General features: G+C 40.7%; 20 protein-coding genes. 9 read left to right on the forward strand and 11 right to left on the reverse strand.

Annotated features, from left to right (window positions below; genetic code table 11):
- Nucleotides 1–181: 181 nt before the first annotated feature.
- On the forward strand, nucleotides 182–2,161 hold the full coding sequence (locus QQK05_RS06805; RefSeq protein ID WP_284296903.1) for a BACON domain-containing protein: 1,980 nt from the start codon (nucleotides 182–184) through the stop codon (nucleotides 2,159–2,161).
- A gap of 54 nt (nucleotides 2,162–2,215) precedes the next feature.
- Here the strand turns inward: QQK05_RS06805 and QQK05_RS06810 are convergent, their stop codons facing one another.
- A complete protein-coding gene (locus QQK05_RS06810) occupies nucleotides 2,216–2,746 on the reverse strand; it encodes a MerR family transcriptional regulator (protein ID WP_284296905.1) in 531 nt (176 codons plus the stop codon).
- 159 nt (nucleotides 2,747–2,905) lie between these two features.
- Here QQK05_RS06810 and QQK05_RS06815 point away from each other — a divergent pair, with 159 nt between their 5' ends.
- Nucleotides 2,906–3,616: a DUF642 domain-containing protein gene (locus tag QQK05_RS06815; RefSeq protein WP_284296907.1), complete on the forward strand. Its 711-nt coding sequence runs from the start codon at nucleotides 2,906–2,908 to the stop codon at nucleotides 3,614–3,616.
- 47 nt (nucleotides 3,617–3,663) lie between these two features.
- On the opposite strand, the gene QQK05_RS06820 is transcribed toward QQK05_RS06815, so the two are convergent.
- Both QQK05_RS06820 and ccoG read right to left on the reverse strand, forming a co-directional pair.
- A complete protein-coding gene (locus QQK05_RS06820; protein ID WP_284296909.1) occupies nucleotides 3,664–4,800 on the reverse strand; it encodes an AraC family transcriptional regulator in 1,137 nt (378 codons plus the stop codon).
- 98 nt (nucleotides 4,801–4,898) lie between these two features.
- The gene (ccoG, locus tag QQK05_RS06825) at nucleotides 4,899–6,251 is read right to left on the reverse strand and encodes a cytochrome c oxidase accessory protein CcoG (RefSeq protein ID WP_284296911.1); all 1,353 of its coding nucleotides are present in this window, start codon (nucleotides 6,249–6,251) and stop codon (nucleotides 4,899–4,901) included.
- Nucleotides 6,252–6,378: 127 nt separating this feature from the next.
- Between ccoG and QQK05_RS06830 the strand changes: the two genes are divergently transcribed.
- Together QQK05_RS06830 and QQK05_RS06835 are read left to right on the forward strand one after the other, a co-directional pair.
- On the forward strand, nucleotides 6,379–7,782 hold the full coding sequence (locus QQK05_RS06830) for an aminotransferase-like domain-containing protein (RefSeq protein ID WP_284296913.1): 1,404 nt from the start codon (nucleotides 6,379–6,381) through the stop codon (nucleotides 7,780–7,782).
- A 111-nt stretch (nucleotides 7,783–7,893) separates the two neighbouring features.
- Nucleotides 7,894–8,838 (forward strand): alpha/beta fold hydrolase, encoded by a 945-nt coding sequence (locus QQK05_RS06835; protein WP_284296915.1) that lies wholly within the window; start codon nucleotides 7,894–7,896, stop codon nucleotides 8,836–8,838.
- Nucleotides 8,839–8,854: 16 nt separating this feature from the next.
- Here QQK05_RS06835 and QQK05_RS06840 read toward each other — a convergent pair whose 3' ends face one another.
- The 5 genes from QQK05_RS06840 to QQK05_RS06860 all read right to left on the reverse strand — a co-directional run bounded on the left by QQK05_RS06840 (nucleotide 8,855) and on the right by QQK05_RS06860 (nucleotide 14,354).
- On the reverse strand, nucleotides 8,855–10,447 hold the full coding sequence (locus tag QQK05_RS06840) for a cryptochrome/photolyase family protein (RefSeq protein WP_284296917.1): 1,593 nt from the start codon (nucleotides 10,445–10,447) through the stop codon (nucleotides 8,855–8,857).
- Nucleotides 10,444–10,578, reverse strand: coding sequence for a DUF2256 domain-containing protein (locus tag QQK05_RS06845; RefSeq protein ID WP_284296919.1), 135 nt, complete (start codon nucleotides 10,576–10,578; stop codon nucleotides 10,444–10,446). The genes QQK05_RS06840 and QQK05_RS06845 overlap by 4 nt, the downstream gene beginning before the upstream one ends.
- Nucleotides 10,575–12,068: a cryptochrome/deoxyribodipyrimidine photo-lyase family protein gene (locus QQK05_RS06850; protein ID WP_284296921.1), complete on the reverse strand. Its 1,494-nt coding sequence runs from the start codon at nucleotides 12,066–12,068 to the stop codon at nucleotides 10,575–10,577. The genes QQK05_RS06845 and QQK05_RS06850 overlap by 4 nt, the downstream gene beginning before the upstream one ends.
- A gap of 8 nt (nucleotides 12,069–12,076) precedes the next feature.
- Nucleotides 12,077–13,432 (reverse strand): DASH family cryptochrome, encoded by a 1,356-nt coding sequence (locus QQK05_RS06855; protein WP_284296923.1) that lies wholly within the window; start codon nucleotides 13,430–13,432, stop codon nucleotides 12,077–12,079.
- A gap of 76 nt (nucleotides 13,433–13,508) precedes the next feature.
- Nucleotides 13,509–14,354, reverse strand: a complete 846-nt coding sequence (locus QQK05_RS06860) for a DUF417 family protein (protein WP_284296925.1) — start codon at nucleotides 14,352–14,354, stop codon at nucleotides 13,509–13,511.
- 157 nt (nucleotides 14,355–14,511) lie between these two features.
- On the opposite strand from QQK05_RS06860, the gene QQK05_RS06865 reads away from it, so the two are divergent.
- Nucleotides 14,512–15,201 carry a cupin domain-containing protein gene (locus tag QQK05_RS06865; RefSeq protein ID WP_284296927.1) on the forward strand — a complete coding sequence of 230 codons (690 nt, stop codon included), beginning with the start codon at nucleotides 14,512–14,514 and terminating at the stop codon, nucleotides 15,199–15,201.
- A gap of 69 nt (nucleotides 15,202–15,270) precedes the next feature.
- Here QQK05_RS06865 and QQK05_RS06870 read toward each other — a convergent pair whose 3' ends face one another.
- Complete coding sequence (locus tag QQK05_RS06870; protein WP_284296929.1) at nucleotides 15,271–15,612, reverse strand: zinc ribbon domain-containing protein YjdM; 342 nt, start codon at nucleotides 15,610–15,612, stop codon at nucleotides 15,271–15,273.
- Between the two features lie 312 nt (nucleotides 15,613–15,924).
- Between QQK05_RS06870 and QQK05_RS06875 the strand changes: the two genes are divergently transcribed.
- Together QQK05_RS06875 and QQK05_RS06880 are read left to right on the forward strand one after the other, a co-directional pair.
- On the forward strand, nucleotides 15,925–17,505 hold the full coding sequence (locus tag QQK05_RS06875; protein ID WP_284296931.1) for an AbgT family transporter: 1,581 nt from the start codon (nucleotides 15,925–15,927) through the stop codon (nucleotides 17,503–17,505).
- A gap of 175 nt (nucleotides 17,506–17,680) precedes the next feature.
- The gene (locus QQK05_RS06880) at nucleotides 17,681–19,681 is read left to right on the forward strand and encodes a TonB-dependent receptor (RefSeq protein WP_284296933.1); all 2,001 of its coding nucleotides are present in this window, start codon (nucleotides 17,681–17,683) and stop codon (nucleotides 19,679–19,681) included.
- Nucleotides 19,682–19,724: 43 nt separating this feature from the next.
- Here QQK05_RS06880 and nhaR read toward each other — a convergent pair whose 3' ends face one another.
- On the reverse strand, nucleotides 19,725–20,600 hold the full coding sequence (nhaR, locus tag QQK05_RS06885) for a transcriptional activator NhaR (RefSeq protein ID WP_284296935.1): 876 nt from the start codon (nucleotides 20,598–20,600) through the stop codon (nucleotides 19,725–19,727).
- A gap of 127 nt (nucleotides 20,601–20,727) precedes the next feature.
- On the opposite strand from nhaR, the gene nhaA reads away from it, so the two are divergent.
- On the forward strand, nucleotides 20,728–21,936 hold the full coding sequence (gene nhaA / locus QQK05_RS06890; RefSeq protein WP_284296937.1) for a Na+/H+ antiporter NhaA: 1,209 nt from the start codon (nucleotides 20,728–20,730) through the stop codon (nucleotides 21,934–21,936).
- Nucleotides 21,911–22,294 carry a hypothetical protein gene (locus QQK05_RS06895; protein WP_284296939.1) on the forward strand — a complete coding sequence of 128 codons (384 nt, stop codon included), beginning with the start codon at nucleotides 21,911–21,913 and terminating at the stop codon, nucleotides 22,292–22,294. The genes nhaA and QQK05_RS06895 overlap by 26 nt, the downstream gene beginning before the upstream one ends.
- Nucleotides 22,295–22,377: 83 nt before the next feature.
- On the opposite strand, the gene QQK05_RS06900 is transcribed toward QQK05_RS06895, so the two are convergent.
- Nucleotides 22,378–22,974, reverse strand: coding sequence for a HutD/Ves family protein (locus QQK05_RS06900; protein ID WP_284296941.1), 597 nt, complete (start codon nucleotides 22,972–22,974; stop codon nucleotides 22,378–22,380).
- Nucleotides 22,975–23,100 lie beyond the last annotated feature (126 nt).

Below are 23,100 nucleotides of genomic sequence, written 5' to 3' on the forward strand. Positions count from 1 at the left end.
AATTTTAATAGTTTATTGTACCTATAAACACCACCTAAATAACAGCTTTAAAACATAAGAATATTAATTAACCACATTCACAGACAAATTAGGCAGATTCTCTTTTACTTTGTGTTAACAATCACGCAATATTAGAAGATAATAAATGAAAAAATAATACTAATATTGCACAAGGATGAATATGAAAGTTCAACTTAACCCTTTGGCTTCATCTTTTATCGTTTTCTTATTGTCAAGTTTGCTCGCCGCTTGCGGTGGCTCATCGAGTAACAGTAACGATAATTATCGTGTCAGCGTCGACCAATCTGCGATCGAGTTCATCAATGAAGCAGGCACTGAGTCAGATGAAACAATTACGGTAAATGTTAACTACTCAGGTAAAGGACTTCTGGTCGGTATACCAAATGATGGTTCAGTCCCTTCATGGTTAAATTACCAAGTAACAGAGGTCACCGAGTCTACAGCACAAATTGAGTTTCGCTTAGACTTTGAAGATCAAATAGCAGCAAACACATATACAACAGACATTCGTGTAACAAGTGGTGATATTGATAACAACCAATTTGTCCACGCTGATATTGCCGTGAGCCTCAACATTTGGCAGTTAACAATTGATGATACAGCCATTAACTTATCTTCAACAAAAGGTAACACTGCAACAGATGAGTTTGATGTTCGCCTAATTGCAGGTAATACAAATTATACCATCAGTAGCGATCTCGACTGGTTATCGTTCGCATCAACCGAAGGTGAAGGTACAGGTGAACTCGAAACGATTACTGCAACCGCTAATTACTCGGCGATTGAAGCAGCTGGCTTAATCGAAGGCTCTATCACCATCAGTGAAAGCACAACAAACTCAGAGCAAACGATTCCTGTTTCACTGACCCTTGACGAGCTCTACGTCACTACGAGTCAATCAGCATTAAGCTTAGTCAAAACCGCCAATACAGAATTTTTAACACAATCAATCGACATCCATTCCAACGCTGAATCGGCACTTACTTGGCAAGCAAGTTCAAATGTAGACTGGCTAACGTTAACGCCGTCAAGTGATGGCAGCTCATTAACCGTTGAAGCAGATGCTAGCCTGATAACAGCCGAAACGACAGAACAAGCGCAAATTACCATAGAGTCGACAGATAGTTTAAGCGCTCAACCGGCCGTTGTTGAGGTGAATATTTATCACAGTGAAGCAACCCTTGCAGACTCCGAATCAATTGATAGCATTACCGTTAATACCGATGGTTTAGCCGTGAATCCGCTTACGCCATATTTATATGCAGCCGTTGACAATACCATTAGAGTCTATCATCAGTATTCATTGAATCTTGAAAATACGTTAACGCTAAACTCTTCAGATCTTGATATTGAAAACCTAATTATTTCAAAAGATGGTAAGCACCTATTTGCACTCGCTCAAGAATCCACTACTGATGCAGAGGGCGCAGAAACTACAACCACATATCATTATCACGTTGACTTGCAAACGAACCAAGTTACTGAACTTACAGACGCAGATATCACTGGCAAGCCAGTAGAACACCTTGTGATAAGTGGGCGAAATTTTATCCTCACGGATGCATTAGAATTTGCCGCGTTAAATTTAACCTTGATTCATCAAGATCCTAATAGCTTAACAGTTGATAACGTTGATTTTGCCAATGCAACGAATGCATTGTATATAACTAACGGTGGTGCTGATCTCTACAGGTTTACCGCGCAAGTTAATGACTTTTCACAAGAAATGATTGATTTAACCTTCGATCAATCATACCGCCCAGACAATGGTGGCAACACGTCATTATTTGACATCGTAGTGAATGATCAGGACACCAACATTTATGTACTCAATGGTTCGACAGATTGGATAAGTTTTGATGGAGCAGGTTTTACCGATAATGGTCGATTAAATGCCGGATCAAACCTCTCAACCTTAGGACTTGTTGCAACGCAAAATAAACAACCAATGATCCTACGCGCCGACGCAACACCGACAGTGTTTCTTGAAGGCTACGACAATGCGCAAACACAAAGTAGTCAAACAACTGTGCAGACCGTCCTACCGACTATCGTTGAAATTGATGGTACAGGGACGCGTTATATAAACTATATCGCAGGAACGAATACCATCGTTCTCTACCGAATAAATCCATTATAATCACCACAAGGCCCAGTCAATAGTGACTGGGCCTTTTTTATAGGAAAAGTAAAATTATTTCCTACAACGATGCGACCAACGCCTAATACTTTCTACCTCTTCTTTTTCACATCCTAACGAATATAAAAAGTCTTCATGCATTGCAGGTAGGTCGTTTTCAAACGCTATATGCCATCGATGCATATCTTCGTCAGTCATCCCTGAAGCTCTCAATATATTTACCCACTGTTCCTTGTTAACCGTTTTGGTTTGACCAAGCAATGAATCCTTGCCAAGCAACTTCACAATGAATTGCTGTTGTTGACGCAGTCGATTCATTTCGTTATTAATATTTTCCAATCGAGCCGCAAGCACCTGACTTGTATCACCTTCACTATCTTCAATGAGAGGCTTTATTTCATCTAAGGTAAGCCCTGCTTCACGAAAAGCTGAAATTTTTGTCATCTTTTCAACGTCATGGGCGCTATATAAACGGTAATTAGCTCCTGATCGAGTAGTCGGTGATAACAATTCAATTTTGTCGTAATACAATAAAGTGCTTCTTGATAAACCAAACTTCTTAGCAACTTGATTGATGGTCAACATAATTTTCCAATACCTGAGGGATCATTTAATCAACTATAAACTATGAAGTTATAGACACCGCAATAATTCTTTAAAACTTAAATTGGACACTTTAGCCATATTTTTAATCGTGCTAGTTACTTATTATTCAAAGTAATAATAGCAATTGAAAGTTGAACTATGTCTGCATTTATAAAACGATTATCTTTGGCAAGTATCCTGTTTTGCGTCAGCCATGTTGCGAGCGCATCATTGATTACGAATGGTAGCTTTGAACAAGTAATATTTGATGATAATTCTGAATCTAAAGGCAAAGTATTCGGTACCGACTTATCGGCTTTTGGCCATAAGAAAAAGGGCTGGGATGTTTTCACAACACTACCTGGTTGGTACACGTCTTCTGGTAACGGAATCGAAATTCAGAAGAATATTGTGACGCGTTCACAAGATGGCTCACAGCATGTTGAGTTAGACTCTCATAAACGTGGTGGTTCTAATTCTATGATGACACAAACCATTAGTTCGTTGGTTATTGGTCAAACTTACCAGCTTGATTACTTCTACAAACCAAGAACTAATGGCACGAACGATAATGGGATTAACGTTTATTGGTACGATGCAGATGCGGTGTTCAACAGCAGCATCCAAGCGCTTCACACCTCTAATGGTTCTCGTAAAGAGCAACGTAACTGGGAACGTGAAACATTAACATTTCAAGCTAATTCAACGTCAATGAATTTAAGCTTCGCGGCTACAGGAAAGCAAAACACGCTAGGTGGTTTGATTGATAACGTGTCGCTAGTGCAGGTTGCTCAAGTGACAGAACCGTCAACTTTATTGATGTTCTTGCTACCAGCTGGCTTTATGTTAACGAGAAAAAGAAACCGCTAACCCAATCCTGCCTGCTGGTTTACGCTTTTTAGATAAATCAGCAGGGCCTAATTAAATATTTGCGTCAACCCATCAAGATCATCGATAGCAAATGACTTTGCTTGCATATAAATGTCATCATTGAATTCTCTATGCGTTGCACATCGATACAAACAATCGAGCATAAAATGAAACGCACATACTTGCTTGTTGCCCGTTAAGTTGCCCGCCTTTAGTTTCAACTTATCTAATGCTAGTAGCCATTTGACGACATTAACATCAATGTGCCACTGCGAAAGCATCAGCGCTGACGCAGAAAAAATACTAACGCCACAGACTTTCTCAAGTTGTTTATTCAAAATAGAGAGTTCATCAATCCCCTCAACCGCTGGGATAACATAATCTGCCTTTGGCATCTCACGATGATTTAACAAAAATATACCAATCAAACCAAACATTAACACTTGTTGGCTAATTGCATAATCTACAGATTGATCAAAGAGCTTTCTATTTTTAAACCACGTTAAACAATTCGCAGCAAGAGAAAATGAACGATGATAAGTCTTCAATAACTGTTCATCGACTACCTCGTTTAGTGCATCGCCAATTCCGTATAAAACGGCAAAATTGATAACATTATCAATGCCAATATTTCGCCCTATTGCTTCATGCAAATCCGCAGGCGTTTTGCCATAAACGGCTGTACTCGCTTGCCCCATGACACGCCCAGTAAAAACAGGGTCCAACTCAATAATGTCAACAACTCTGTCCAAATCAATATTGCCCGTCGCTTTGTATTTAATCAGCTCTGCACAGCTTTTTGGCATTGGAGGCAACGAATCAATAATTTGGCTAAAAGTTGTTTTCTGATCGTGTGTTTGCGACGTATTCGCTAAGTTACGATATTGTGAAGGTGTTATATTAAACTTCTGTTTGAATGCACGTTCGAATGTTGCCCTTTCTGAATAGCCAAGTTTAAAGGCTAATTCATCAATCTTTATGCTATTTTTTCGTAGCGACTCTACACATAATGCATTTAAAAATTTTGTTTGAATCGCTTTGTAACTTGTGTCGTCATTAGCAAGTTTTCGCCTAAAAGAGGTCGTACTCATGTGTAGCTCTTTAGCACATTGCTCCAATGTCAAAGCAGCAGGTAATGGACTAACCAACAATTTTTGGGTCACTGCTTCACTCAATGTGCTCATGGGATAAACATTCCTTTTTTCCGCGAAAACTCACTCGAAACACAATTATGAAAGCTTTTATCAATAACAACAAGTTGTTAGATCAATATCTTGTCATTTTACCAAGCTTTTGCGTGAAACTTACTTTTTGTTATCACTTTCTCTTGTTCACTCGTCAGCATGAAGGTTAGCTCAGTAAATTGAGCGCTATGCCCTTCTGGCGAAGTGACATTGATCAGTAGCAGTTTGTTTTCCTCTTTATCCAGCAGAATGGGTTTGTTATTTTCTATCGTAAAACCTTCATTTTCAGGTAAAGATAAAATTAACCGTTTCGCTTGATTAGTTTTATTTAACAGCTTGATTTGATAACTATTTTCAAATCTGCCGTCGAGATTTTCACGATAGAGGACATTTCTGTCTTTAATAATACTCACCTCAATGAGCGAACGGTTTGCAAGCCAAACAGCAAAGATAGCGGTAAATACTACAATGACACTAATATAGGCAATTGAGCGCAGTTTATTAGAGGCTCTATTTGCTACATTAGCAATAAGTCCTTTAGCATAGCCAAAACGAGTCATCACTTGGTTACATGCATCAATACACAAGCCACAACTAATACATTGGTATTGAAAGCCTTGGCGAATATCAATTCCGACAGGGCAAACTTGGACACATAAATTACAATCAACACAATCGCCAAGACCGTCAGGTTTTTCGCGGTTTAGTTTTCTTGGCGCTCTGGGCTCACCTCGACTTGCTTGATAAGTAATGACCTTTGTTTCGTCACCGATCATTGCTGACTGAAAGCGAGAATACGGACACATATGCTCACACATTTTCTCTTTTATCCAACCAGCGTTTGTATATGTCGCAAACGCAAAGAATAATACCCAGCCCCAAAATAAAGCACTCAACTCACCCGTAAAAATAGCAATGTAAAGAGGCTTTACTGGCGTGAAGTAGCTCATAAATGTTGTTGCAGTAAAAAAGGCAATGAGCAGCCAAGCAACGTGTTTTAAACCTTTCCGGGTTAACTTGTCCGTTGACCATGGCAATTTGCTAAGTTTTTTCTGCGCTTGATAGTTACCTTCAAAGCGAAATTGAGTCCAGAAAAACATAAAGCTCCAAATCGTTTGAGGACAGAGAAAACCACACCACAAACGACCATACCGAGCAGAAACAAAAAACAGTAAAAATGCCGCTATGACAAAAACAAAAAAGAAAATCAGTAAATCTTGTGGATAGAAGATCAAGCCAAAAAAGCGAAGTTGCTGAGCACCGATATCAAACAAAATCGCTTGCTGACCATTAAACTCGATAAATGGTAAGCCCGCAAAAATAACCATCAAAAATGTTGCGATTAACCTGCGCAATCGTTGCCAACTTCCTGTTTGCTCCTTGATGATAATTTCCTTATCAATATCTGCGGTTTGAAAGATAACAGGTGAAGTGTTGTCAAAGTTTTTCATCGTAACCTCGTACTGCCACGTGGTGAGCAAAAATTTCGCCGGCAATTCTAATTTCAAGACCGACATGGTTACAGGGACAAAAAGTTATATTACAATGGGTACAGTTAAGTATTTGTAGATATGCGACATGACAAAACTTTATTTACAACTAAGTCATTCTATTCAAGAAAAAATTACGCTGGGACTGTTGAAAAGTGGTGAGCGTTTAGCGTCTATTCGCTCGCTCATGGACAGCCATGGCGTTGCTAAAAATACTGTCATCAGTGCGCTCAATGATCTTGAAATGAAAGGGTTTATTGTCGCAAAGCCAAAGGTTGGTTACTTCGTTACACAAACCAAACAGAACATGCAAAGGGTACCTGAACAGCATTTCCCAGATACCACTTTAAGTAAAGTTTCCTTATCCGATGTTTTTTATGATGTTATGACAAAGCAAGCCGCTTTTGACATTATTCCCAACGAGCAATCTACACCACCAACAAGCCATTTAGCGTCGTTGAACAAATGTCTTCGTCGAGCCTTTCGCGAGGAAATTCCATTTAGAACGAGTCACTATGACACGCCAAAAGGGTTAAGATTACTCAGAGAACAAATTAGTCTGCGCTATCGCCAACGTAACATTCCAATCGATGCGTCAGAACTATGTATAACATCAGGTTGTCAGCATGGCCTTATGTTGGCGCTCATGGCCTGTTGCGAGCCTGGTGATGTCGTTGCAGTAGAAAGTCCAACATTTTATGGTTCATTGCTTCTATTGGAGCAGCTAAAACTAAAAGTTGTTGAAATATCATCTCACCCTTTAACCGGATTAGATGTTACACACTTGTCATCCGTACTTAAAAATCAAAACATCAAGGCTTGTATCGCAACACCAAATTTCGCTACTCCGACAGGTAGCTTAATGCCAGAAGAAAGCAGAAAAAGTTTGGTAATGCTTGCCAACAAATATGATTTTGCGCTAATTGAGGATGATATCTATGGCGAAATATCGTTCTCAAATACAGTGTCATCACTTAAGTCATATGATGTCCAAAATCGTGTCATTATTTCTAGCTCTGTGTCGAAAGTACTGTCTAAAGACATAAGAATTGGCTGGGTAGCGGGTGGAAAGTGGCAAAAGAAAATCGAACATTTAAAGCTAACAAGCATGCTAGCAGCAAGCCGCTCTGTCCAAGCAGGACTCGCCCAATTTATGCATCAAGGGGGCTACAGAAAGCATATCAACTACACAAACCTGCAATTAAACAATCAATTACAAACACTTGTTGATGTGATTCAGCAACATTGGCCTACTAACATAAAGTATACTGTCCCCAATGGTGGAATCGCTTTGTGGGTTGAGTTGCCAAAACCGATAGATAGCATGGCGCTATATCATGCGTTACTCAACAAACACATCGTTGTAACGCCCGGCATTCTTTTTTCTCATCGAAATAGCTATTCCAATTATTTACGCTTAAGCTTTCAGCATAAAATGACACCCAAACGCGTCGCCGCGCTCAAGGTAATAGGAAAAATGTTAGCCACCTAATGCAAGCTAACTTTTAAATAGAAAAGTGTAATTTTCACAATAATTTCATCAAGCCTTATTATTGCTTATTTAACATGACGTGTTATTTGCTATGTGATTTATCGCACTACTATGGAAAAAGTTGCCCAGCTTGAATCTGGCATCAACCTTAGTTACCAGGATACAGGCAAGAAAGGACACCCTGCGATTATCTTAATAATGGGGCTAGGTGCACAAATGACGGTATGGCCTGATGAGTTGTACTACGGGCTTGTCAACAAGGGATTTCGGGTTATTCGATTTGACAACCGAGATACGGGAAAATCATCATTACTCAGTCACTATGGTAAACCCAACGTCCTGAAAACTTGGGCAACTCGAAAATTTACCAGCAAAGCGAAAGCTCCCTACCTGCTCGAGGACATGGTTCAAGATACCTTAGCACTCATGTCGTATTTGAAGATCAAAAAGGCACATTTTATTGGCGCTTCTATGGGCGGAATGATTGCACAAATTTTGGCAGCAAATAACAAAAAGAAGGTATTGAGCCTTACCTGCCTAATGTCATCAGCCAGACCTCAAGGGTTAACAGTATCTCGCCTCCGAATGTTCATGCAATTGGCAAACCGCCCAAACTCTAGTAATCGAAAAGCTGCAATTAACTACAATGTAAAACTCAATCGCCTAATTGGTAGTCCCTCGTTTCCAATTGATGACAAACAACTCTATCAGCAAGCAAAATTCCATATAGAAAGAGGTTACCACCCTGACGGTATATCTCGCCAATTAGCCGCCCTCACGGCTTCAGGTTGTCGTCGACATCTCCTCAAGTCAATCAAAGTAAAAACGCTTGTTATTCATGGTAATCAAGATCCTGTAATTCCTCTTCAAGATGGGATTGAAACCGCTCAATCAATTAAGAAAAACAAGCTAAAAATTGTTGACGGTATGGGCCATGACTTTCCACCTGAGATCACACCAAAACTGATTAAGTGGATTAGTAAACACATTCTAAAAGCTGAGCAAAAAAGAGCAGTGAAAAAGGCATTAAAGCAAGCAACTATCGAACTAAATTAATAGCGACATCACCAACCTATAAGGTATTGATATTTGCTAAATACTCTTCTGCCTTTGTAAGTACTTGCTCGCGCTGTGCTTCAGATTTTTTATACCAGTTAGCATAAACCATTCGATTTCTTGGATTCGCTTTAAATTGCGTTTCATGATTGACCATAAAGCGCCAATATAAGGCATTAAGCGGACAAGCATTTGTGCTCGTTATTTCTTTTACTTGATAATGACAACTGGCGCAATAGTCACTCATCTTATTGACATAGTTTCCACTGGCAGCATAAGCCTTTGAACCGACAATGCCACCATCAGCAAATTGGCTCATTCCTCGAGTGTTTGGCATTTCTACCCATTCAATTGCATCGATATAGATGCCCAAATACCAAGCATCAACTTCCGAAGGGTCAATACCAGCAATTAGACAAAAATTCCCGGTAATCATGAGTCTTTGAATATGATGTGCGTAGGCAAATGTTAAAGACTGGTTGATTGCATGATGTTGACAATTCATTTTGGTATCAGCCGTCCAAAACCAATCAGGCAACGGCCGACTTGCAGATAACGCATTCATTGTCGAATACTCGGGCATATTGGCCCAATATATACCTCTGATAAACTCTCGCCAGCCAATAATTTGCCTAACAAACCCTTCTATCTGGGCTAGATTAATCAAATCAGAATGAGCGCAATAGTATTCAATGGCGGTATCAACAACGAGTTGTGGACTTATCATTTTGCTATTTAACGCAAATGACAGTCGTGAATGATATAAGCTCCATGTATTTTGCTGGGCAAGTAAATCCTGCTGACAGGTCATAGCATCTTGAAAGCGGCCAAATTGAGGCAGACAAAATTGACAGAAGTACTTGAGTAATTCAACTGACTGCTGTCGATTAACGGGCCACAATAATGTCTTGTTTGCTTGTCCGATCGTTTTTACTTCATGCCGACTTAGCCGTGACAGAATGTCAGTAACATCATTACTGAACATCAAAGGTTCTGGAATATTGTTAATATCTGCTGGCTTTAACTTTTCTCTATTTTGCGCATCGAAATTCCACTGTCCTCCCAGTGGCTCGTTATCATCCATCAACAATGAAAATGACTTGCGCATCTTTCGATAAAACGCCTCCATGCGATGATGTTTACCACGTTTAAAATGCTGGCCTAACGCCTTTTCAGTTAAGTAAAAATGTTCACATTCAAATGCATTAACGGATATATCTAGTGTTTTCACGAACGCTTCAACCTGTGATCTCAAACGAAACTCATCTGGTAGTTGATAATCAAACGCTGTTACTTGGTATTTCCTAAGGAGTTGTGACAGAAGTTGAGGCAAGTCTGCAAATTTATGAGTTTCATCCAGCGAAAGATACAGCACATGATGCCCAGCTTGTCGCAGTGCGTTGGCAAAGTGCTCCATGGCAGCAAAAAATGCACAAACTTTTTGGACATGATGCTTGGCATAATCGGTTTCCTGCTTTAACTCAGTGATCACATACAGAGTCTGCTCATCAACCGAGTTAAACCAAGAATGACTCGCGTTCAGTTGGTCACCTAGGATAAGCCTCATTCGTCGGTAACATTGCCCAATATTTTGATTCATTTGATTCATTTGTTTCTTTTTCCCGCGCATCTTTTTGAGCAGTATCTAACGTGCTCCCAATTCAATCGCCACTTTTTACGCCAGCTAAATGGTAGTGAACAAACCGGACAAACCTTTTGAGGTAACTGGGATTTTTTCATACCGACGCCTTTGCTCTTTTTTGCCTAGATTGATTCTGAGAACGCACATGTCGTGCGAGAATACGCTGTGATTCCTTTTTCACAGGCAACCTATTACGCCAACTCCAAAGCAGTGACTGTGCTTCTTTGTAACTTGCTGCTAAGTCGACGATTGGCTCAGGGTAGTCTTGTCCCAACTCAACGCCATACATCATTTGCTCCATAGGAGAAAGCTCCCAAGGTGTATGAATTAATGGTGCAGGGATTTGTTCAAGTTCAGGCACCCATTGCTTGACAAAAGCTCCATCAGTGTCTTTTTCTTGCCCCTGTTTCACAGGGTTATATATTCTGATGGTATTAATCCCTGTAACCCCTGCTTGCATTTGAAACTGGCTGTAGTGGATGCCGGGCTCATAATCGAGGAAAAGTTTTGCTAAGTGTGTGACGCCTAAGCGCCAATCGAGCGCTAAGTGATGGCATAAAAAGCTTACTAACATCGCTCGCATGCGAAAGTTGATATATCCGGTACTTTGCAAACAGCGCATACAAGCGTCAACCATTGGATAACCAGTTTGCCCTTGCTGCCACGCAGCTAAACGGGTACGCGCTAAGTCACCACTAATTCTGGGTAAATCATGATAGCCCCGATTAACTGCCTCAAACTCCATGCGAGACTCACTCTCAAACTTTTGAATGAAATGACAGTGCCAGTGCAGCCTAGAGCTTAGCGCTGCGAGTGAACGTCGCCAGCCAGGTTTGTGCCAAAAATTTAATAGTTGTTGATAAAACTGCCTCAGGCTAATGTTGCCCCAAGCCAAGTGTGCAGACATTCGAGAGCAATGCCGTTGGCTTGCACTTGGGCTTGATAACGAATAGAAATATGATTGGCCTCGCTCATTAAAAAATGAGGATGACACTTGCCAAGCCTCAGCCTCACCACCTCGTTGAAAGTTGCTATCGTATTGAGTATTCCACTGGTCTAAAGGCGCTTGAGGAAGGTTCTCTTGGAGCCCTAAATCGTTAAACCAACAGACAGACTGTAAGTCAATCTCGAGGATAGGCTCACGCATCACACGTTGCCAATTACGATCCCAGTTCTCGCGACTCTTTAACGCGCGAATTACTGCTGCATATGATGATTCATGCCAGACAACCGAAGCATTCTCGCACCATTGCTTTACCACGAGGTCTCGCTCAAATGTTCGATTTAAACCAATTTCTTGGTGAGAATGTAGCGATTTAATACCATAGCGCTGATGAATCGTCTTTAGCGTGGTAATAACATCACCTTTGGTCACACAAATTGCGGTGGTTGGTACTCGATCTTTAATATCTTCAAGCGATTGAGCAACAAAACGCCAATGACGTGGATCATGATGAGGATCATTGAGCAGTATATCTTCAAAGCAATACAGTAATAGAACAGGACGCCCAGACGAGACTGCCGCATGAAGTGGCGGATGATCCGATAAACGCAAGTCTCGTTTGAGCCAAACTACACTAATCGACATGATTTATCCTAGGCTTCTAACACTGGCCAGTCAGCAGCGTCAGTGCTGTCTATTGCTGTAATATTCTGTTCACCACTCCATCGAGCAATAAAGCTACCGTCGGGATCATACTGCTGTTGTTGCTTCTCAATATTAAAGTGACGTCCGCCGCGAGGATCGACACCGACACCCGCAATGTATTGCCAATTTCCCCAGTTGGCTGCAACATCATAATCAATAAGTTGTTCTTGAAAATAAGCCGCGCCATATCGCCAGTCAATATTGAGTTCATTGGTTAAGTAGCTCGCAACAAGTTGTCTTCCACGGTTTGATAAATAGCCAGTTGAGCGCAATTGATTCATACATGCGTTAACCAAAGGTGATGGTGTAGAGCCGTGTACCCAGCGATTAAAACGTTCAGGAAAATAAGAGGTTAATGGAGATTGTTGGGCAACCCCTTTGAACGTGAACAAACTCGTACCTTGGCGAGTGGCTTGCCATTGAAAGTACTCTCGCCAAAGTAATTCAAACCCTATCCAATAAGTGGATTCGTTAGCGCCAAAAACCTCCTCATAACTTAACTTTTGTAACCAAACCTGTCTCGGTGATAAATTCCCTTGACTCAAGTAGGGACTGAGTTTTGTCGACGACGACCAATCATCTAGTGCATTGCGGGTTTCTTTATAACTTAGCGGTGCTTGACTTGAAAAGTACCCTCTCAAATGTCTACTTGCACTCAGTTCGCCACCATGGAACATCGACGATTCAACCAAATCATCTCGAAGTGACTGACTAGCGCCTGAAAGACTAGAGGCTTTTTCAACATCAAATACATCAAGTGGCAATGTCATTGGTGCACGAAGTTTGAGTCCATAAGATGCTTGTGGCAGTTGAACTTCAACGGACTTTTTCTCAACAAAATTACGAAATCGACTAAAACTTTTGTATTTTGCGTCATCATCAGGGAGTTGCGAAGGTTCAAAGAGTGTCGAATTCCATCGGCTTACAACGGTAAGCTCGTTGAACTCTTTGGCTACCTGACGCCAGTGCTGTTGCTCATACCAACCAACTTGATGCGCAACACCAAGGTGAGTAAATGTATGTTGTGTTGTAAGTTGACTAATGACTTGTTTCGGCGAACCAAAGGCCACATATAAACGATGTTTACTATCGCTTAGATTGCGAGCCAGCGCTTCAAGTGACTGACAGATGAAGCGCCATCGATGGAATCCTATATCTTGATGGTGATAATTGGTTGGCTTAAACCACTGTGGGTTGATGATGTATACAAATGCCAAACTCTCGCACTCTCGAGCAAGTGCGTTGAGTGTGGGGTTATCTTCTAATCTCAAATCATGGGTGAAACAGTATAGGCCTTTTCGCATACTCTAAATTTCATGTAAAAACAGTCTTTTTAATACGGTTTCTAGCAGAATTTAGTTCAGTCGTAAGGCCTTTAACTTACGTATTATCAGCTGTTTGATGTTCGTTTTCAGACTTCACGAGCGTAATGAAAAACAGTAAATTTGCAATAAACCAAAGATCTTTTATTAAGAAATGCCCGCCGCCAGATAGCAAGGTATCTGTTGAAAGCGCACTATCCCAACTAAACAAGAAAGTTTGTGTAACCACAAACACAGCACCCGACATTAGCACGGAAGGCACTAGCAACTTAGTGTAAAACACGGCAGCAACAAGTAGTAAAATTGCGATAAGATCATAAAGACCAATTAAGTTTGATGTGGTTTGTAAATCCCAAACATCATACATCCATGCCATCAATGGCGAACTTTTGACTAGAGTTTCAATACCTTGCGCTTCGAATAATGTGAATTTCATGCCGCCAATCCAAAGTAGCACTAGGATTACTGGAAAAAGACTGATCCATATTTTGGTATTACGCGTTAGGTTAGGAAAAATGATAAGTAAACCAACACTTAATAAGGCAAAATATTTAATAATTCCCTGGCCAGAACCAATCGCTGGAAAACCGCCCAATTTTGATAGGTACATCGTTTCACTCACTAAGCTTAGCAACGGAAAAATACCGACAGCAATCATTGTCCAGCCAGCTGGTCGCTGTAGTTTGCTAAACTTAATCGCACCTAACGATAACACCGAAATAAGAACAAAGCTTAGTGCCGCAAGGGAGTTAAAAAAATCACCAGATGCGAAGTTTGTTATGCCATAAAAGTTTGTGATCAGGTCTATTGAACGGTGATGCCCCATTAAAATCATTGATACGCCCATCAACGCGCTTGAGAAAGCGATCAAGATTAATGCTGCTGTTTGGTTTAATTGCTTCATTCAAATATAGTTAAGTTGCTAAAAAGTTACCTATAAGACCTTAGAGATGATTTTTTATTTCATAATAGATATAAAAATTAAAATTTTAATAGCATTTTAGAATTTAAATAATTGAAATCTGGTCGGTTAAAAAAATTAAATAATAGAGATTCACCATATGTCGAGCCTGGAAAACGTAAATTTAGACTTTTCACTACGTGTCGAAATAAATACTCAAAACAGAGAGTGGCTGCCTAGCCCAATGAAGGGGGTATGGCGAAAACCTCTTGCGCGTGAACAGGCTGAACGGGGGCATGCAACAAGTATTGTCAAATATGAACCAGGCGCAAAATTCTCCGAGCACCCTCACCCATTGGGTGAAGAAATATTGGTCTTAGAGGGTGTCTTTTCTGATCACACCGGTGATTATGGCGCAGGCACCTATATTAGAAATCCAGAAGGTTTTAGTCATGCTCCGTTTTCAAATCAAGGCTGTACGCTATTTGTAAAATTACATCAGTTTCAATCAACCGACAAAAAACAAGTACGTATCAATACCAACGCCACACCATGGCTACCTGGTCAAGGCGGATTAGAAGTCATGCCTTTGCATGAACATGATGGTGAACACGTGGCGCTTGTAAGATGGCCTGCTGGTGAAAAGTTTCAACCCCACAGGCATTTTGGTGGAGAAGAGATACTTGTGTTGAGCGGTGAATTTAAAGATGAACACGGTAGTTACCCGACAGGTACGTGGTTGCGCAGTCCGCACATGAGCCAGCATCACCCTTATGTTGATGAACCGACAATTATATGGGTCAAAACGGGCCACCTTCCTTTTGACCCCTTTGCAACAATCAATCAATAAAAACAGCCCGACTAAAATCAAAGTAACAAAAAAGCAGGCCGAAGCCTGCTTTTGTCATTTACTTACTGCTTAAGCCTTTTTAACAAACTTAGCGGTAACCATCATTTCTCCGACACCATCGACCTTACAGTCTAATTCATGGTCTTTCTTATCAAAAATGCGTCTCACCACGGCTTTCGTACCAATCTTAATCACCTGAGAGCTACCTTTGATTTTTAGATCTTTAATCACAGTAACTTTATCACCTTCAGCTAGTACTGCGCCGTTAAAGTCTTTGATTTCAAACGCATCTTCATCTTCCACATCCGAAGGGTTCCACTCGTACCCACATTCAGGACAAATATACATATCTTGATCTTGATACACATATTCAGAATTACATTTAGGACAATTTGGAATAGCTTCACTCATAATAAAAACGCCTTAGAAAAATTGTGGCTATTTTAACAATAAATCATCATAAACCCTAGACTAAAACTGTTATTAATCAGCTTCATAAAAATTAACTTCATACAGATTAACCACAATGAGGATTGTTCACGTAATTTATCAAACCAAGGTACACCACCAAGCAACGGTAAACTGTATATTATTAAACCAATTGATAAAGGTGAAATTGCACCTTGGCTAGAGAAAATGGTAATGTTGGCCAGCAATTATTGAAGTACACACACAAATATTAGAAACAGAAACTAAATCTGTTCGAAGTATAAGGCGTTATTTATGAGCACAACCGTTAATCAGCCAATCCAAAGAAATGGCTGGTTCAACCGTTTTTTATCGACGGTAGAATTTCTTGGCAACTTATTGCCACACCCGATAACACTATTTGCGATGTTTTGTTTATTCATCATTGTATTTAGTGGTATTGCAGATTACTTCGGCTTGAGTGCCGTCGACCCGAGACCAATTGGATCAGCAGGCCGGGATCCAGATGGCGTAATTGAAGTTGTGAGCTTATTGAGCGCAGAAGGCTTGCAAAAAATCTTTGGCGGTTTAGTGACGAACTTCACTGGTTTCGCGCCTTTAGGCACTGTTTTAGTGGCGTTGTTAGGCGTGAGTATTGCAGAACATTCAGGCATGTTATCGGCGGCATTGCGCGGTATGGTAATGGGTGCATCAGATAGACTGGTCACTTTTATGGTGGTATTTGCTGCAATCATATCAAACACAGCATCTGAGCTTGGGTACGTGGTGTTAATCCCATTAGCAGCGATGATCTTCCATAGTTTAGGCCGACATCCGCTTGCTGGTTTAGCAGCTGCATTTGCAGGTGTTTCTGGAGGCTATAGTGCCAACCTACTACTAGGTACTATCGACCCTCTTCTATCAGGTATCACCACCGAGGCTTCTCAATTAATTGATCCTAATTACACGGTTAGCCCCGAAGCCAATTGGTACTTCATGATTATTTCAACATTTCTCATTGCTGGTTTGGGTACTTTTATCACAGAGAAGGTCGTAGAGCCGCGTTTAGGAAAATACGATGAAAGCGAAGCAAGCGAGAAAATTGTTTCTAACATTGAGAAATTAAAGCCAATTGAAGTCAAAGGCCTAAAGTGGGCTGGTGTAGCATTTCTTGTCATTGGTGGTCTATTAGCACTAACGATTGTGCCTGAAAATGGTATTTTACGTCACCCTGAAACTGGCGCAGTGACTGGCTCACCGTTTTTAAAGGGGATTGTCGTTGTAATCTTTATCACCTTTGCTATTCCTGGGTTTGTTTACGGTAAAGTGGTCGGCACAATGAAGAATGATGTCGACGTTATCAATGCAATGAGTAAAAGTATGAGTTCGCTTAGCTTGTACATCGTGCTTGTATTTTTCGCAGCGCAATTTGTCGCCTTTTTTAAATGGACAAACTTAGGCACGATTATGGCGATTAATGGTGCTGAGCTCCTACAAGCTTTAGGGTTAACTGGTCCAGAAGTATTTGTATTGTTTATTTTTATGTGTGCCCTGATTAACTTAAGCCTTGGCTCTTCATCAGCACAATGGGCAGCAACGGCGCCGATATTTGTCCCTATGCTAATGCTTATTGGCTACGCACCAGAAACAATCCAAGCGGCCTACCGTATTGGTGACTCAGTGACAAACTTAATCACGCCTATGATGAGTTACTTCGGCTTGATATTAGCGGTTGCGAGTAAATACAAGAAAAATATGGGGATAGGTACGCTAGTTGCCACCATGCTGCCATATAGTATTGCGTTCTTCATTGGTTGGGTTGCATTATTTTATATTTGGGTATTTGCATTCGGTATGCCAGTAGGACCTGGTTCACCTGTGTACTACACGCCTTAAGCTATAAAAGCCACCGCTCTGGTGGCTTTTTTATCGGAATAAAACTGACCTATTCACTTGAGATTGACGTACAATAGTTTCATAACAAAAATACTACGTCTAATTAACTGTTTTGATTCATTTTAATTTACCTATCAAGTACAAGAAAAACGCGCTTTATTCACTGTGCACTGCAATGTTAACGCTTAACAGCCCTCTGGCAATTGCCAGCGAGTTGGAAACTATTACTGTCACAAACAACCGTGCTGAACAACCACTTGAAGAAATCAGCCGCTCTATTTCAGTAGTATCTACCCGCGAGATAGCACAAAGCCAAGTCGATCATATTCAGCAAGTGCTAAATCAAAGCGCAGGTGTCTATGTAAATCGAAACTCTGGACAAGAAATGCTGCTCGCTGTGCGCTCCCCAGTGTTAACAGGCGCTGGAGCTTGTGGCAGTTTTTTGACTTTGGAAAATGGTATTGCATTGCGCCCAACAGGCTTTTGTAATGTTAATGAGCTGTTTGAAAGTCACTATGAATTGGCACAGTCAATCGAGATACTCAAAGGCCCAACCTCGGCGTTTTATGGCAGTAACGGCTTGCACGGTGCGATCAATATCATTGAACCAGCATCAAGAACACGCACACCGTTTGTCAAGGCAACATTCGGTCAATGGGATTATCAGCAACTTTCTTTTTTAGCAAATAATGAGTCATTTTCAGTGTCTTCATCACTTAGCCATAGTGGTGGTTATCGAGATGAGTCCGGCTTTGATCAACAAAAGCTATCCATGTCTCATTACTATCAAGGACAAGGTTTTGATGTAACGACGTATCTAAGTGCAACTAATTTAAACCAAGAAACAGCCGGATACATTGTCGGTAAAGACAGCTACAAAGATGATGAAATCAGAGAGTCAAACCCTAACCCTGAAGCATATCGAGATGCCAGCTCTGTTAGAGTATCACAACGTTATGAATTTGATTCAGGTCTAACGATTTCACCTTATGCACGCTATAGCGAAATGGAATTTCTTCAGCACTTTGTACCAGGTAAACCAGTAGAGAAGAACCACCACCACAGTGTAGGTATTCAAACTCAATACCTTGCATTTGAAACAGCTACAACAACGGTTGATATCGGCCTAGATACTGAATTGTCAGAAATGTCGTTGATTGAAGAGCAATTTTCACCGACACAAGGTAGCGCGTTTTTGCAGGCAACGATCCCAAATGGCAAGCACTATGATTATGATGTTGACGGACTTAGCGTTGCTGGATTTGCCACAGTGAAGCATCAGTTGACTGAATTGGTAACATTAAATGCAGGTGCGCGAATTGAATATATACACTACGACTATAACAACCAAATGAACAGTGGTCGAGTCGACGAGAATGGTAACCCATGTGGCTTTGGTGGTTGTCGATTTAACCGCCCTGAAAGTAGCGAAGATGATTTTACAATATTCTCCCCAAAACTAGGCATTGTCTACAGTATTGATAATGATTCAAATGCTTACATAAATCTTAGCCATGGCTTTAGAGCGCCACAAACAACAGAGCTGTATCGCTTACAACGTGAACAATCCGTCTCAGAGTTATCCCCTGAAGAAATCGTAGCGTTTGATGTGGGCTATAGAAAATCAACAAACAATAGCGCTTGGTCAATTGAAGCCTATTGGTATGAAAAATCTGACGTGATTTTGCGCGACAGTGACTTTTTCTACATTAGCGATGGTGAAACACGCCATCAAGGTATTGAAACATCTTTTACGACCAAGCTCGATAATAGCTGGCAATTACACGGCAACATTACCTACAGTAAACACCAATATCAAAATAACCCTAATTTAAGCCAACAAGATATTGTTGATAACGATATATCCAATGCTCCGCGTTGGTTATCAAATCTATCTATTGGCTACTACAAGCATGACTGGCAACTTGCGTTACAAGGTCAGTACGTGGGCAAATACTACTTGAATGCAGAGAATGACGCGAGCTACTCAGGCCATACGTTGCTCCATTTAAGAGGACAAATTTCATTGTCAAACAAACTGAGCATATACATTAACTTAGATAATATTTTAGATAAAAAGTATGCCGAAAGAGCTAATTATACGAACTTTACGCAGGAGCGTTACTTCCCCGGCTTACCGAGAAACTTGAAGCTATCAATTGACTATAGCTTTTAAACTAAATAAACATTCAAGCACCTAAAATCGGTGCTTGAATGTCTTATGGCTTTAACGCCATAACCGCCGGATGAGTGAACTTTCGCTCAGCGCTAATTAAATACAACACCTCTTTTATGTCTTCTGTTCGACCGATAACTTCTACTTGATAAGTCTCTAAAACGTGGCTTTCAACGATTGTTGGTGTACAAAAAATACCGTAGCCTGCTTGGCCGAATAATTTAGCTAAGGCACTATCATCAAACTCGGCGACTATTTCTGGGTGAAGATCATTATCGTTTAACCAAGAAATCAAACTCATTTTAATTGACGATTGCTCACCTGGAATCAAAATCGGTTGTTGATTGATATTCTGTGGAAATGTTCCTGAAATTGTCGATTTTTTGTGTTTAGCGATGTAAAACGTCAGCCCGCTTTCCGTAATCTTGTGGCTAAAAGCTTTTACACGTCGACCTGGAGGCACAGGACAATCAGATAATATGATATCAAGCTTATTAAGCGCTAAATCAGCCAGCAATTGATCAAGCTCACCTTCACGACACACTAACTTAACATCCAGCTCACCTTCAAATATCGGCCTAAGAAAATCATAAGTAAATACTTTTGGAATGACGTCGGTAATCCCTACGGTTAATGTTAATTTCTTATTCAACTGATTCGGCTCAAGGCTTTGCATCAGCTCATGGCCTAAACTAAAAATGTCTTCAGCATAGGAATAGACCAGTTTGCCATTGTCGTTGAGTACTAGCCTTTTGCCATGCCTTTCAAATAATCGTAAATCGAGATAATCCTCTAACGTTGCAAGTTGACCACTTACAGTTTGTGGTGTGACGTGCAAAAGTTTACATGCATCCGCGATGCTGCCCTCTTTTGCGGTCAAATAGAAATAATACAAGTGGTTGTAATTTAACTGTTTCATATTCACACCTTATGATCGAAAGCCCTTATCAGGAAAAACCGAATTAAAATTAAGTTTATATCGAATTTTAAGTAGAGTGAATTTTTTCTATAGTCGAATATCAGGCAAATTTCTCAGGTAGCTATTTATGACTAAAGCTGATTTTCGACTCATGATCCAACACGATGCGCTGGGCGGTCTGTTGTTAGTTGCGGCAGCAACGCTTGCAATGATTGTTGCAAACACTGGGTTAAACGTATTTTATCAAGGTTTTCTTAATGTGCCTGTTGAAATACGACTAGGCGACTTTGAAATCGCGAAACCATTGTTGTTGTGGGTAAACGATGGATTAATGGCGATCTTTTTCTTTCTGGTGGGTCTAGAAGTTAAACGAGAAATTATTGAAGGACACTTATCTTCTCCTGAACAAATCATTCTTCCTGCTGTTGGTGCAATTTCAGGTATTGCGTTTCCTGCGCTTTGTTACGTCTGGTTCAATTGGGGCAACCCAGAATCAATCGTTGGTTGGGCTGTTCCGTCTGCGACAGATATCGCATTCGCTTTGGGTGTTTTTAGCCTGTTCGCCAAACAAGTACCGCTATCTCTGAAGCTGTTTTTACTTTCCGTGGCTATATTTGACGATATTGGTGCTATTGTGATCATCGCGTTATTTTATTCACAAGACCTATCGACCTTGTCTCTGACTATTGCCATTGTTGGTCTCGTTATTTTATTCATCTTGAATAGAATGGAAGTTCGCTATCAAGCAGCGTATATCTTAGTGGGTGTTATCGTTTGGGCAGCTGTGCTCAAGTCCGGTGTCCATGCAACATTAGCCGGTTTCGCTCTTGCGCTATTTATTCCATTAAAAGTCAAAAATGAAGATGGTAATCCAATGTTGCTCAACCTAGAGCATAGTGTTCAGCCTTGGGTCGCCTTCGCAATCCTACCATTGTTTGCCTTTGCAAACGCTGGTATCAACCTTGCTGGCATCACCTTTGATGATCTATTACACCCCGTGACATTAGGCGTAATTGCAGGTCTATTCATTGGTAAGCAAGTCGGTATCTTTGGCGCATGTTGGCTAGCGATAAAACTCGGTTTTGCCCAGCTACCAAAAGGCGCTAATTGGCTTCAACTTTACGGTGTATCGGTCCTATGTGGTATCGGATTTACCATGAGCTTGTTCATCGGTTCACTTGCATTTGAAAACTCAACCACAACTTATTTTAATCAAGTAAAACTTGGTGTGTTGATCTCGTCCCTACTCGCTGCAGTTTGGGGTGGCTGGATGATTAAACTTTCACAACCAAGCACAAAGGAGATTCGTTATGAAACACCTAGTACTGCTCGTTAGTGCATTATCACTATTCAGCTTGAATGCGCATAGCTCTGAGCAAGCTAAATCACCCTGTAAAAAAGATACAGAGTCTACGGCTTGCCAAGCCTATATTTCAGGTATTGTAGAGGCCTACATTGCCAGTAAACAGAACTATTTAGTGAAGCAGTCATCAGCTGATAGCTCGATTGTCGATAGAGCTTACGCTAACCGTGTTGGCTATCATAGAGCAAAGGCGCCAAAGGCCCAAAGAGCTTGTTTACCGGATGATATAGATACAGAAGAAATCACCAAACAATTTCAAGCATTGAATGCCTCAACAGATATTACTATCGCGCTCGGTGATTACTTGCGTAACACTTATCCTTGTAAGTAATCAAGCCAAGTTTGAGTAGAAGTTTTCCAACCAGTTTGGCAAGGATGCCACTACTTGGGGATGTTAATACACTATGCTTACCGTTATGGCTGAGGGTATAAACTGATTAAAATGAGATTTTTACCTGAAACCGCAATCCCTATTTCATCTCCGTCTTGGCATTCGTGGATTTTTACCAATGCGCCCGATGGCATATCCTTTTGAAAGTCACCTAAATGCAAGGTGATTTCACCACCATCGATGGCATAGACAAAATTCAAGACACTCTCATCAAGTAACAATGAATCTAATTCATGAAAAGTTGAGACTTGAGGGATATAAAGCCCCTGTTTAACCATCACATTAAAGTCTTTAATCGTTCCATCAGTTAACTTGCCTATGGTTTTGCTTCCGCCATCGAACGTTGTAAACTCTAGTAATTCACGAAGACTATCCGTGTATTCATCATCATGAGTCAAGTCTATGCCCTGGCCTTCAATCAGGACTAAGTTACGCCAGTAACCAGAAAAATCTGAAAACGCTCCATCTTCACTTACCGTCGCCATACTTAATCGCCAGTCGAAGCCATTAACATCACCGCCATCATTTACTGCTAATTCGATGGTCTCGCCTTTTCCATTTTTCCAAGGCGTTTTTGTAAACTGTTCAGGCGTAATTATTTCGATTGGACTTAAGCTCATGACTAACCTTCAATAAGTGAGTGTTTTAACGGCGCTAGTTATACGTGAAGTTTCCACAACTAGCAACGTTACTAGACAAACGTCCAATCTGTTTTACCGAAAAAATGATATATACTTGTTCATTAG

It is taken from the genome of Thalassotalea loyana, from assembly GCF_030161435.1.
Lineage (GTDB): Bacteria > Pseudomonadota > Gammaproteobacteria > Enterobacterales > Alteromonadaceae > Thalassotalea_G > Thalassotalea_G loyana.